Consider the following 12,392-nt stretch of genomic DNA (forward strand, 5'->3'; position numbering starts at 1 on the left):
AGAGTACTACCAATTGACAGTGCTGTCAGAATCGCGGCCAGGTGTGACGAGGGCCCTAATGTAGGTAAGGCATGCCTAACTAGGATGGGGATCTCTGCACGTCTCCGAACGAATGAGGAACGCGACCATGGAACGCCCGCTGCGGGTTGCCGTCATCGGAACCGGCCCGGCCGGTGTCTACGCCGCCGACCACCTGATCAAGAGCTCGGAGACCGTGACGGTCGACATCTTCGATCGGCTGCCCACACCGTACGGCCTGATTCGTTATGGCGTGGCGCCCGACCATTCCCGGATCAAGGAGGTGGTCAACGCCCTTTATCGGGTGCTGAACAACCCGCGCATCCGGTTCATCGGCAACGTCGAGTACGGAGTGGACGTCAAGCAGGACGAGCTGTGGCGCTTCTACGACGCCACGGTCATCGCGACCGGCGCCGAGAAGGACCGCCCGCTCGACATCCCCGGCATCGACCTGCCCGGCAGCTACGGGGCCGCCGACTTCGCGTCCTGGTACAACGGGCACCCGGACGTGCCGCGGGAATGGCCGCTCGACGCCACCGAGATCGCCGTGATCGGGGCCGGCAACGTGGCCGTCGACGTGGCCCGGATCCTCGCGAAGACCGCCGACGAACTCCTGACGACGGAGATCCCGGACAACGTCTACCAGGCGCTGAAAGCCAGCCCGGCCACCGACGTGCACATGTTCTCCCGGCGCGGCCCGGCCCAGGTGAAGTTCACCCCGCAGGAGCTGCGCGAGCTCGACGCGTCGCCCAACGTCGAGGTGATCGTGCACCCGGAGGGCATCGAGTTCGACGAGGGCAGCCTCGCCGCCATCCGCGAGACCCGGCACGTGAAGATGTGCGTCGACATCCTGCAGAACTGGGCCGTCCGCGATCCGCGGGACCGCCCGCGCCGGCTGCACCTGCACTTCCTGCAGTCCCCGGTCGCCGTCCTCGGCGACGGCAAGGTGTCGGGACTGCGCACCGAGACCCAGGAGCTGACCGGCGACGGCTGGGTGCGCGGCACCGGCGAGTTCACCGACTGGCCGGTACAGGCGGTCTACCGGGCCGTCGGCTACCTCAGCCAGGCGCTGCCGGAGCTGCCGTTCGACAACAGCAGCGGGACCATCCCGCACACGGCCGGGCGCATTCTCGACCTCGACGGCGAGCACATCCCCGGCATGTACGTGACCGGCTGGATCAAACGCGGCCCGGTCGGCCTCATCGGCCACACCAAGGGTGACGCCGGCGAGACGATCGCCAGCCTGCTGGCGGACGCGGACGCCCTGCCGGCCGCGCCCGACCGCGATCCGGACGCCGTCCTCGCGCACCTGGTCAGCCGCGGTCTGCGGTACACGACGTGGGCCGGCTGGCAGCGGCTGGACGAGCACGAGATCGGCCTCGGCGCGCCGCACGGCCGCAAGCGGATCAAGGTCGTCCCCCGCGAGAACATGCTCGACATCTGCTCGGCCGACAGTTAGGACCTGTCCGGTACGGTGAACGGAGGTGCGCCGGGAAGTCTGGTCGGCAATTGGTTGCCCCGACCCCGAAAGCTGGCCCGTCCGTGAGTGAAACACCCCGCGTCTTCAGCCCCGGCTCCTGGGGTGAGGCCCGCCGCATCACCGATCTGCTCCGCAAGGAGACGATCGGCGGCGCGTTGCTGCTGGCCGGCACGCTGGTCGCGCTGATCTGGGCCAACTCCCCCTGGTCCGGCGGTTACGACGCACTGGTCGGGTTCACGGTCGGCCCGTCGGTGCTGCACCTGGACCTGTCGCTGGGGGTCTGGGCGGCCGACGGTCTGCTGGCGATCTTCTTCTTCGTCGCCGGGCTGGAGCTCAAGCGCGAGTTCGTGGCCGGTGACCTGCGCGATCCGCGGCGGGCGGCGGTGCCGGTGGCCGCCGCGGCCGGTGGCGTGATCGTGCCCGCGATCCTGTACACGCTGGTCAACTTGGGCGGCGCGGTCGAGGGCTGGGCGATCCCGACGGCGACCGACATCGCGTTCGCGCTGGCGGTGCTGGCCGTGGTCGGGCGGTCGCTGCCCACCGCGTTGCGCACGTTCCTGCTGACCCTGGCGGTCGTGGACGACCTCCTCGCGATCGTGATCATCGCCATCTTCTACACCGACCACCTGTCGGTGCTGCCGCTGACGGCGGCCCTGGTGCCGCTGGCGCTGTTCACCGTGCTGGTGCAGCGACGGGTGCGGTCCTGGTGGCTGCTGCTCCCACTGGCCTTCGCGGCCTGGGCGTTCGTGCACGCCTCCGGGGTGCACGCGACCGTCGCCGGCGTGCTCCTCGGTTTCGCCGTACCCGTCCTGCGCTCCGAACGGGCCGGCGGCCCGGAGGCCGGCCCGGGCCTGGCCGAGCATTTCGAGCACCGGTTCCGGCCGATCTCCGCCGGGGTCGCGGTGCCGGTCTTCGCGCTGATGTCCGCCGGGGTCGCAATCGGCGGGCTGCACGGCCTGACCTCGGCGATCACCGATCCGATCGCGATCGGCATCATGCTCGGCCTGGTGGTCGGCAAGCCGATCGGCATCCTGCTCGCGACCTGGCTGACGGCGCGCTTCACCCGGGCGACGATCGACTCCGGGCTGTCCTGGATCGACATGGCCGGCCTGGCCGTGCTGGCCGGGATCGGCTTCACCGTCTCGTTGCTCATCGGTGAGCTGGCGTTCGGCGCCGGCGGCGAGCAGGACGACCACGTGAAGGTGGCCGTCCTGCTCGGCTCGCTGATCGCGGCGGTGCTGGCGTCCGGTGTGCTGCGCGCCCGCAACCGCGTCTACCGGCGCATCCGGGAGGCCGAGCGGGCCGACCGCAACCGCGACGACATCCCCGACATCTACCAGGCCTGATCATCGGTGGGGAAGAGCGCAGGGCATCGGCCGGTCGGGAAAAGGCGAAAACGCAGCCAGAGGTACGGCATCCCGAGCAGCCGGCTGGACGGCCTCGCGGGATCGCCGGGTTCAGGCGGACGGGCGGGCCGGCATCGCGCTCCGGCGCTCGCGGAAGGTGGCCATCTTGGCGCGGTTGCCGCAGTTGGCCATGTCGCACCAGCGCCGCGAGGTGTTCCGGGAACCGTCGAGGAAGACCCAGCGGCAGTCGTCACCGCGGCAGGCTTTGAGCCGGGGCCAGCCGGGCCGGGCGGTGGCCCGGAGCAGCGCGGTGACCGTGGCGGCGCAGATGTCGCGCGCGAGGTCGCCGGGCGGGTCGGCGCGGAGCAGCGGCTGGGCCGGCCGGTCGAAGCGCAGGTTCAGCGCCTTCAGGCCGGTCGGTCCGGCCAGATCGGCCTCGATGCCGTTGTTGCGCAGGGCGAGACCGCGGATGAGACGGCGCAGCGACCGCAGCATCGCGAGGCTCTCGGGCGCCACCACACCGCGGCGGGCCGGCGCTCCGGTGGAACGCCACCACGAGCGGATCGCGGCGGCGCCGGCGAACTCGTCCCGTTCGCCGTGCGCGGTGTTGGCCACGGCGATGAGCAGTTCCTCGTCCTCGAGCCCGACCGGCCTCATGTAACCACCGTACAAGTTTTATCGGTTGCTCGAATCGGTAACCGGTGTAACCGTATCGGTGGTTGCGGCGCCGCAGGTGCGACGCTCCGCCAGGAGGCGACGATGACCGAGCCGACCACGCGCGATTCGCTGTTCTGCGACATCGCTCTCGCCGGGCGCATCGAGCGGGCCGAGGCCCAACTCATCGCCGCGTGGAACGACGCCGCCCGCCGCCGGCGAGGCGGTTCCGCGGGTTTCGCGATACCGATCGCGGGCGGCGTGGCCAGTTACGCCGAGCCCGACTCGCCGATCAACAAGATCGCCGGTCTCGGCTTCGCCGGCCTGCCCGACCCGGCCGAGCTCGACCGGGTCGAGCGCGCGTTCGCCGATCGGTCGGCGCCGGTCCAGGCGGAGGTGGCCGGCCTCGCCGACCCGGCGCTTCTCGAGCTGCTGGCCGATCGGGGCTACCGGCTGGTGTCGTTCGAGAACGTCCTCGGCCGAGCCATCGGCGGCGACGCCGAACGAGTCGCCCCGGCCGGGGTCGAGGTCCGCCCGATCGGTGACGACGACTTCGACGGCTGGCTGGAGGTCGTCGTCGAGGCCACGCTGCACCCGGACACCCAGGGTGTGCCGTGGCCGGAGGAGTTTCCCCGGGAGATCCTGGAGAACGCCGAGCGGGACACCGCCGGCCTGATGCGGCGCTACCTGGCCACCCTCGACGGGGTTCCGGCCGGCGGCGGCAGCATGCGCGTCGCCGACGGCATCGCCCAGCTGACCGGCGCCGGCACCGCACCGGCCTTCCGGCGCCGCGGCGTCCAGAGCGCCCTGCTGGCCGCCCGGGTCGCCGACGCCACCGCGGCCGGCTGCGACATCGCGACCATCGTCGTCCAGCCGGGCTCCCGGTCGCAGCAGAACGCCCAGCGCCGGGGCTTCGACCTGCTCTACAGCCGGGCGATACTCGTGCGGGCGCCAGTCCCGTCCTGACCGTTCGGCGACGCGTCGTCAGCGGCGCAACGCCATGTAATCCACATCACACCGCAAATCAGACATGCCCTTGTATCGATATTGACTCGTCTCTATTCTCCGAGGAAAGCGCTTTCCTGTGGCTCGTCCGCCACCTGACGCGCTCTCGACTACGAGGTGAGACTCTGATGAAGAGGCCAATCGCTCTCCGGTGGGTCGCTGCGGGAGGAACCGCAGTCGCCGCTGCCGCCATCACCATCATGCTGCCGCTGTCCTACGCTTCGGCCGCCGACAACCTGAGCCTCAGCGGCGGCGCCGACGGCTCCAGCAAGGCCAGCGGCACCAGCTACGGCAACGTCAAGGACGGCAGCACCAGCACCTACTGGTCGCCGGCCAGCGCGACCGGTTATGTCTCCGTCAAATGGAGCAGCGCCCTGACGGTGTCCTCCGCCGTCATCCGGCAGGCCTCCGGCGGCGGCACGATCAGCGCCTGGCGGCTGCTCAACAACGACAACGGCGCCGTCCTCGCCAGCGGCAGCGGCAGCCCGAGCACCATCAACTTCTCGGCCACGTCGCTGAAGAAACTCACGTTCGACATCACCAGCGCGTCCAGCGCGCCGCGGATCGCCGAATTCGAGACCTACGCCAGCGGCGGCTCGACCCCCACCACGAGCCCGACCACCGGCCCGACGACCGGCCCCACCACCGGTCCGACCAGCAACCCCGGCACCCCGACCGGCGCGTGGCCGTCCTCGGCCGGTTCGGCGTCGATCTCCGGCACGGTCTCCGTCTCCGGCACCTTCGACGGCGGCATGAAGACGTACTGCTGCATCGGTGACGGCTCGCAGAGCGAGTCCCAGGACCCGATGTTCGAGATCGCCAACGGCGGCACCCTGCAGAACGTCATCCTCGGCTCCCCCGCCGGTGACGGCGTGCACTGCCTGGGCACCTGCACCATCCGGAACGTGTGGTGGAACGACATCGGCGAGGACGCCGCGACCTTCCTGCAGACCAACGGTGGCACCAGTTACGTCATCGGCGGCGGCGCGCGGAACGGCAGCGACAAGACGTTCCAGCACAACGGCAACGGCACCGTCAACATCTCCGGCTTCTACCTCAACGGCGCCGGCAAGCTCTACCGCGGCTGCGGTAACTGCACCAACTCCTACCAGCGCAACGTCGTGGTCGACAACGTGCTGCTGACCGGCGTCGACTACGTCGTCGGCATCAACACCAACTGGGGTGACGTCGCCACCATCACCCGCGTCACCGTCAACTCCGGTGCGGTGGTCTGCGGCATGTACAAGGGCGTCCCCAAGGGCAGCGAGCCGAGCTACCTCGGCGAGGGCTGGAACACCAGCAACTGCAAGGTCAACAAGAGCGACATCACGTACAAGTAGGTCCCGCGGGGGCGCTCACCACCGGGTGGGCGCCCCTGACCGGCGCTGATAGCGTCGGCGGTCATGAAGGTTGCGGTGATCGGTGGAGGGGTCGTCGGGCTGTCGGCCACCGCCGCCCTGCTCCGGCGAGGAGCCGACGTCCGGTGTTACGAGCCGGGCGAACCGATGGGTGAGCGTTCAGCCGGGGACACCCGGATCTTCCGTCTGGCGCACATCCATCCCGACATGGTGGTGCTGGCCGACCAGTCCCGGGCGTTGTTCGGCGAGTGGAGCGAGCGAGCCGGCGCAGCACTCGTCGACCAGGTCGGCACCGTGGTCAGCGGCGCCGAGGCCGGGAGGTGGGCGAACGCGATGGCCGCGGCCGGCGCGGCCCACGAGATGGTCGAGGCGGGATCGCCGCTGCTGCGGCTGCCGGCTCGCGACTTCGCCGGACCGGCGCTGGTCGACCCGGCCGGCGGCGTCATCCGGGTGGACCGGATCCGCGCATTCCTCGTCGGCGAGGTCGGCAACCGCCTTCGGCAGGCTCGCGCCGATGCCCTTGACGAGACCGATTCAGGAGTACGCGTCACGGCCGGCACCGACTCGGACACCTTCGACGCCGCCGTGATCTGCGCGGGCGCCGGCACCTCCGCGCTGGCCGCCGGCGCCGGCATCGAGACGCCGTCCGCCCTCGAGCACCATCTGCGGGTCAGCTTCCCGATCCGCCCGGACGCGCCGGCGCCGCTGCAGTGCTGGATCACCGAGCCGGCCGACGGGCTGCTGGGGACCTACCAGCACCAGGCCGGGCCGGGCAGTTGGGCGGTCGGTGGCGATGTCGATCCGGCGCTGGTGACCTGGGCGGGTGGACGGCAGGCCGCCGAGCAGGCCTCGCTGGCCGCGGTGACCGCCCACGTCGCCGAGCACCTGCCGTTCGTCGAGCCGCGTCCGATCGGCCGGGTGTACTGCGCGCACAACCCGGACCTCGGTGACGGCCTGCGATTCGCACGCCGCGGCCGGATGCTGGTCACGTACGGGGAAAATCTGATGAAGTTCGCCCCGCTGCTGGGCGAGACGCTGGCCCGGGCCGCCCTCGACGGTTCCACCCCGGCCGACGCCGGTTAGCCGCCGACCTTGCCCTGCAGGGCGTTGGAGAGCCGGGTGGCCTGCTCCGGTGTGATCTCCCCGTCGTGGTTCCACGCCTCGGTCACCACCTTGCGGAACTCCGTGCTGAACTCCGTGTAGTGCGGTGTCACCGGCCGCGGCCGGGCCCGCCGGATCGCTTCCAGCAGGGTGATCGCGTACGGGAAGTTGGTCGTCACGTTCTCGTCGCGATAGACGATCTCCCGGGTCGCGGCCAACCCGCCGTGTTCGAAGAGGATCTGCTGGCTGCGCTCGCCGGTGAGGAACTCGATCAGGGCCTGGGCGGCGCGCGGCTGCCCGCTCTTACGGGAGACGGCCAGGTTCTGGCCGCCGAGCACGCTCGTCTTGCCGGGGACCGTGGTCACGGCGTACGAAAAGCTCTTGGTGGAAAGGTCTCGGTAGGCGACCGGCCAGTTCCGCATGGCCAGGACCCGGCCGTCGCCGAACGCATTCGTGCTCTTCTTCTCGTCGAAGGTGCGCGAGTCGGGCAGGATCACCGGGCGGCTGCCCGGCTCCAGGCCGTCGGAGAGGCGGCGCAGGCCGCGCTCGGCGGCATCCGAGTCGATGACCACGTTGCCGCTGTCGTCGACCACGTCGCCGCCGGCGGCCCAGATGGCCTCCAGCGCCGTGACCGTCAGGATCTCCGAGTCGGGGTCGAGCTGGGCGGCGTAACCGGCCTCCATCTTGGGTTCCAGCCGCGCGCCGAACGCCTCGTCGCTGTCGCTCACCACCTCGTCCCAGCTGGTCGGCGGCTCGGGCCAGGTCTTTCCGGCCCGCTCGAAGGTGCGGTAATACAGCAGACCGGCGTCGGTGTTGAACGGCAACGCATAGAGGGAGCCCTGATATTTGCAGGTGCGCAGCGGTTCCTCGAGGAAGCCGGTGAGGTCCGTGTCGTTCAGGACGCGGATGCGGTCGGATGCCGCGAATTCGGCGGTCCAGGTGACGTCCAGGTTGAGAATGTCGACATCGGACGGTGCGTCCAACATCTCGCCGTGCGCTTTCGCCGGGTCACGGTTCACCGGCTTGATGCTCGCCCGGTTGGTGTCACCGTGGATGTCGTTCCACTGGTCCAGCAGCCGTTGCCGCTGGCCGTCCTTGCTCTCGTCGATGCTGCTCATGATGACCAGGTCACCGGGCTCGAGACCCTCGTCGTCCTTCATCAGCTTCGGTACGACCACCGCGGTGGCGAGCCCGATGACGAGGCCGACGGCAGCGCCGGCCGCCAGGCCGACGCGTCCGCGCCGGTCCTGGATCCACGGCCGGACCTTCACAGCACCGCCTCGAAGATCGTGTCCAACGGTTCGACCACCGAGCCGGCCTCGGCCTCGAGACACTTCCCGGCCGTGGCGGTGGTGATCGTCCGGAGGACCGGGGCGGCACAACCGGTGGCACCCATCGCGATCGCGAACACGCGTACCCCCTTGTTCTCGACAGCCGCCCGGAACTGTCCGGCATCGAGCGCGCTGGCATTGTCGTCCTCGCCGTCGGTCAAGAGGATCACGGCGGTCACCCGGTCGGCGGTGCTGGGGCCGACCTGTTTTACCGCGCCCGCGACGGCGGCGTAGAGCGGCGCCGGTCCGCCCGGCTTGATCCGGCCCAGGGCCGGGCCCGCACCGGGCTTGTGGATGGTGGTGCGCTGGAACGCCCAGACGTCCAGGTCGTTGCGGCTGCCCACGCTCTTGGCCACGGTGTTCACGCCGCCGGCGGCGACCTGCCACAGCGATCCGCCGTTCGTGGCGGCTCCCATCGAGCCGGAGGCGTCGATGGCGATCAGCATCCGGCCGTAGCGGTGTGCCTGCTGATAACTGGCCCGGACGTTGTTCATCAGGTCGACCGAGACGATCGCCGGCTTCGGATCGACATCCGGCTGGATGCCCACCTGCGGATTCAGGGACGTCCCGGACGGCCGGAGTCCGGTGGCCACGAGCGCGTCCTTCCCGGTCGGCCCGGTCAGCCAGCCGGCGAAGCGGGCCGCGGCCGCGGTCCGCCGCTCGCTCGTCCGCGGCCAGTCGAATTGGACGGCCTGGCGATCCATCACCGGGGTGTGCGCCGCGTAGACCGCGTTCAACCTGGCCGGCTGCGCGCAGGTCACCTCGCGGTTGAAGCGGACGACGTCCTGCTCGGTCACCACGTAGGCGGTTCGATCACGGAGGCCGCCGGTGGCGCAGAGCAGGCCGGTGACGTCCGAACCCAGCGTGAACTTGCCGCGGTCGAGCGACTCGTCGAAGAAACGCTCGGCCCGCTTCGCCGCGACATCGGCCTTCTCGTTGGCCCGTGGCTGGTAGAGCGAGATCCGGGAGAGCGCGCCGACCGATGTGGACGGATCCGGCATCGCCGCGCCCCAACCACCGTTGCGCAGGTCGTCGATCAGCGCCGGCCACTCGGTGCCGTCGGACAGGCCCGTCGCGGCCGGCGCGGCCAGCACCACCGGCGTCGAGGCGATGGTGTGCGTCTCGGCGATCGGCAGGTTCCGTCCCGCTCGCATCGCGTCCGCCGTCGCCTGACGCACCTCACCCGACCAGTCGGCCAGCCACACATCCGGAGCCGGTCCGATCCGTACGTGTTCCGTGTCGCTCCACCCCGCGGCCATCGCGGCGTTGATCTCCGGCGCGGTGGCCGAATAAACCAGCAGCCGCGACTCCGGGCAGCCGAAGTTGGCCGCCGCCGTGTCCCTCTCGTACGCCCGCGCCAGCTCGCGGGCCGGTTCCAGGCTGCCGGTCGGCACCAGAACACTGACGATCGGACTGGTCGGGCAGGTCGCGAACAGAACCCGGGCGCCCGCGCCGGCGGTGAGCGCCAGGCCACCCAGCAGCGCCGTCAACGCGAACGCCATCACCCCGAGCAGCGGAACCCGCAACCGTCGCAGCCGGCGCCACCGGGACCGGACCACCACCCGGGTGATCCAATGCGCGGCCGGACCCGCGATGACCAGCGCCACCAGGGCCGCCGTGCCGGCCAGCAGGAGCAGGCCCCACCACGTCCGGAGGACCTCGGCGCGCACCCCGATCGGCAGCCAGCTGTCCCGGCCGTGCGCCACCATCGGTGCGGTCGCGGCCCCGGCCAGCACCGTGGTCAGCACGATGGGCACCCGGATCCGGCGACGCGGCGGCCGCAGAGCCGGCCCCTGCGGCGGTGTGCCCTCGGCCGGGCGCGCCGGATTGTCGGCCAGCACGAACTGATCGGCCACGCCGATCACCCGCCGTCGCGGACGCGGATAGCCGGCCGCCGACAGGACCCGGACCAGGTACGCGTACATCGAATCCAGGGTGATCTCCGGTCCGCCGTCCGGATCCCCGTTTTCGAGCAGCTTGATCAGCTCTCCGCTGAAGGCGGTGTGCCGCGCACCGGGCGGAGCGATCGACGCCTCGTCCCCGGCCGAGGTCAGGACGTACGCCCCGTCGATGGCCGCGCGCTGCCCGATGTCGTCCGCGGACCCGAGGTTGCCCACGGCGATGCCGGAGTAGCAGCAGTCGAGGATCACGATCTTCAGGGCGGCCGGACTGTTCCGCACGTACCGCCGGACCGTCGCGTACGACAGCGCGGTGTGCTCGATCGCGTCCGGCCGGGGATCGCTCTGCGCGGCCGCGAGGTGCAGCGTCCCCTCCGGATCGACCATGCCGTGCCCGACGTAGTAGACGATCAGCACCTCGTCGGCCCGGCGCGCGGCATTGCTGATCGCGGCACCCAGCTCGGACAGGTTCTTGGGGTCGATCTCCACGGTGGGCTTCCGCGCGCCGCACCGCTCGGCCAGCACCTCGGCCAGGTCCGTCAGGGTCGCCTTGACGGACGGGATGTTCTTCAGCCGAGAGCCGCGCTTGTGCGTGCCCGTGCCGCAGAGCAGAACCTCCGCGCGCGACAGGTGCCGACGCCGGCGGCGTCCGTTGGCCGCCTCCGGGCCGGTGACCCCCGTATCGTTCAACACCCCCCGCTGTCCTCCTGCCGTCCTTCAGTCCCGCGGCTCGATCTCCCCGGGCTTGCCGGCTTTCCGCGCCTCGATACCGGCCGGCGTGTCACCGAGTTGTGCCGCGAGTTTCTCGATCATGGCGTTGAGCTGCTCGGAATCGACGCCGCGCACCCGATTACCGTCGACCTCGAGGGTGCGGCCGTCGGGCATCGTGATCTTGATCGTCAGATCGGTCGTCCGGTGCCGCAACCACGAGATCAGGGCACCGGCCAGCGCGGTGATCGCACCGCCCGATCCGGCCGCCACGACCAGCGCGTCGGTCAGCGACCCCATCTCACCGGGTTTCGGATCGGCCTGTCGAAAATCGACCGGTCCACTGAGGTTTCTGACGTCGAGCATCCATCGTCGCAACGATCGAAGCGCGTCCCCCGAAAGATCAGTGCCGAAGATCAAGTACGTCGATCCGTCAGCCACCACGGCACCTTAACAGAAGTGAGTCACGTCCCGGACACTCTGTGTGCTAGGAACCCCTCTGTCTTATCCATAAAGGACGGACCCTCAGCCCCAGCTTCGGTGCGCTTTCGATCAAACCTTTTCCGTACGGGCCGGCTAAGTCCCGTGGCACGCGGTCCCGGCCGGTGCACCTCACCCTCCGCGCGCCCGCTGCGGGCGGGCCCGCAGCCCGATCTTGTGGACTCACCGTGCGGACAGAGCGCCGAGTCCGCAAGATCCGCAATGCCGCCGAGGGGGTGCGGTTTACGCGAGCCGCCGATCACCGGGCCGACCGCGGTGGCCGCACCGATCGTCGAAGACCTGCCATGACCGGATATCTACGTATGGTGGAGTAGTTTTTCTCGTCTGCAGTCCTAGAAAAATTACTACCGGCTTCAGAGATTTCCCCTTGTGGTCGCCTCGCGGCGGTGGTAAAAAATGTCTTGTCGCTGCTGCTCCACGCGGTGATGTACCACCACGGGAGCGCGCCGCGACCTCGGCGAGTCTGATCTTCAGCCGAGCGCCACGCGTTCGCCGGACAGGCCGGCGGACCTCTCAAGGAGGTGGATTCCAGTGGTGCTGACTTTCGATCCTTTCCGTGAGTTCGACCGTCTGGCCGGTCAGCTGCTCGGCACCGCCGTCCCCGGCGGCACCACCCTGGCGATGCCGATGGACCTCTACCGTTCCGGTGACCACTTCGTGCTGCACTGCGACCTGGCCGGCGTCGACCCCGGCTCGGTGCAGATCGACGTCGACAACCGCGTCCTGACCATCCGGGCCGAGCGCTCCCCGCGCACCGACGACGACGTGCAGTGGGTCCGCCGCGAACGGCCGACCGGCACCTTCGAACGGCGGCTGACGCTCGCCGACGGCCTCGACACCGCCCGGATCACCGCGACCTGGCAGGACGGCGTGCTGACCCTCACCATCCCGGTCGCCGAGGCAGCCAAGCCCCGCCGCATCGAGATCAGCACCGGCGACCGGCCCGCGGTCGAGGAGACCGCCGCGATCTCGGCCACCTGATCCCAGCCGCG

10 protein-coding genes are annotated in these 12,392 nt (G+C 70.3%); 6 read left to right on the top strand and 4 right to left on the bottom strand.

Features of this window, described 5'->3' with window-relative positions; genetic code table 11:
• Positions 1–127 precede the first annotated feature (127 nt).
• Both Ato02nite_RS08525 and nhaA read left to right on the top strand, forming a co-directional pair.
• Entirely contained in the window at positions 128–1,477 is a 1,350-nt protein-coding gene (locus tag Ato02nite_RS08525; RefSeq protein ID WP_213005866.1) for an FAD-dependent oxidoreductase, read from the top strand.
• An 83-nt stretch (positions 1,478–1,560) separates the two neighbouring features.
• Entirely contained in the window at positions 1,561–2,844 is a 1,284-nt protein-coding gene (gene nhaA / locus Ato02nite_RS08530) for a Na+/H+ antiporter NhaA (RefSeq protein WP_213005867.1), read from the top strand.
• Between the two features lie 111 nt (positions 2,845–2,955).
• Here nhaA and Ato02nite_RS08535 read toward each other — a convergent pair whose 3' ends face one another.
• A complete protein-coding gene (locus tag Ato02nite_RS08535) occupies positions 2,956–3,501 on the bottom strand; it encodes a CGNR zinc finger domain-containing protein (RefSeq protein WP_213005868.1) in 546 nt (181 codons plus the stop codon).
• 102 nt (positions 3,502–3,603) lie between these two features.
• Here Ato02nite_RS08535 and Ato02nite_RS08540 point away from each other — a divergent pair, with 102 nt between their 5' ends.
• From Ato02nite_RS08540 to Ato02nite_RS08550, 3 genes are all read left to right on the top strand, one after another.
• On the top strand, positions 3,604–4,464 hold the full coding sequence (locus Ato02nite_RS08540; protein WP_213005869.1) for a GNAT family N-acetyltransferase: 861 nt from the start codon (positions 3,604–3,606) through the stop codon (positions 4,462–4,464).
• A gap of 167 nt (positions 4,465–4,631) precedes the next feature.
• Positions 4,632–5,843: a pectate lyase gene (locus Ato02nite_RS08545; RefSeq protein WP_213005870.1), complete on the top strand. Its 1,212-nt coding sequence runs from the start codon at positions 4,632–4,634 to the stop codon at positions 5,841–5,843.
• Between the two features lie 63 nt (positions 5,844–5,906).
• Positions 5,907–6,944: an FAD-dependent oxidoreductase gene (locus tag Ato02nite_RS08550; protein ID WP_213005871.1), complete on the top strand. Its 1,038-nt coding sequence runs from the start codon at positions 5,907–5,909 to the stop codon at positions 6,942–6,944.
• Here Ato02nite_RS08550 and Ato02nite_RS08555 read toward each other — a convergent pair.
• Genes Ato02nite_RS08555 through Ato02nite_RS08565 form a run of 3 tightly spaced genes read right to left on the bottom strand, consistent with a single transcriptional unit; the run spans position 6,941 to position 11,340 of the window.
• Complete coding sequence (locus tag Ato02nite_RS08555) at positions 6,941–8,233, bottom strand: extracellular solute-binding protein (RefSeq protein WP_213005872.1); 1,293 nt, start codon at positions 8,231–8,233, stop codon at positions 6,941–6,943. The two genes, Ato02nite_RS08550 and Ato02nite_RS08555, sit on opposite strands and share 4 nt — an antisense overlap.
• The gene (locus Ato02nite_RS08560; RefSeq protein ID WP_213005873.1) at positions 8,230–10,884 is read right to left on the bottom strand and encodes a caspase, EACC1-associated type; all 2,655 of its coding nucleotides are present in this window, start codon (positions 10,882–10,884) and stop codon (positions 8,230–8,232) included. Before Ato02nite_RS08560 ends, Ato02nite_RS08555 begins: the two co-directional genes overlap by 4 nt.
• Positions 10,885–10,908: 24 nt before the next feature.
• Positions 10,909–11,340: an effector-associated constant component EACC1 gene (locus Ato02nite_RS08565; RefSeq protein WP_213005874.1), complete on the bottom strand. Its 432-nt coding sequence runs from the start codon at positions 11,338–11,340 to the stop codon at positions 10,909–10,911.
• 591 nt (positions 11,341–11,931) lie between these two features.
• Here Ato02nite_RS08565 and Ato02nite_RS08570 point away from each other — a divergent pair.
• Positions 11,932–12,381, top strand: a complete 450-nt coding sequence (locus Ato02nite_RS08570) for an Hsp20/alpha crystallin family protein (RefSeq protein WP_213005875.1) — start codon at positions 11,932–11,934, stop codon at positions 12,379–12,381.
• Positions 12,382–12,392: the final 11 nt, after the last annotated feature.

The organism is Paractinoplanes toevensis, assembly GCF_018332695.1.
GTDB lineage: Bacteria > Actinomycetota > Actinomycetes > Mycobacteriales > Micromonosporaceae > Actinoplanes > Actinoplanes toevensis.

What these genes read in the sequence shown, in the direction of transcription:
- Ato02nite_RS08525 (WP_213005866.1), top strand. Translation starts at nt 128, where the DNA reads ATGGAACGCCCGCTGCGGGTTGCCGTCATCGGAACCGGCCCGGCCGGT.
- Ato02nite_RS08535 (WP_213005868.1), bottom strand. Translation starts at nt 3,501, where the DNA reads ATGAGGCCGGTCGGGCTCGAGGACGAGGAACTGCTCATCGCCGTGGCC.
- Ato02nite_RS08540 (WP_213005869.1), top strand. Translation starts at nt 3,604, where the DNA reads ATGACCGAGCCGACCACGCGCGATTCGCTGTTCTGCGACATCGCTCTC.
- Ato02nite_RS08545 (WP_213005870.1), top strand. Translation starts at nt 4,632, where the DNA reads ATGAAGAGGCCAATCGCTCTCCGGTGGGTCGCTGCGGGAGGAACCGCA.
- Ato02nite_RS08550 (WP_213005871.1), top strand. Translation starts at nt 5,907, where the DNA reads ATGAAGGTTGCGGTGATCGGTGGAGGGGTCGTCGGGCTGTCGGCCACC.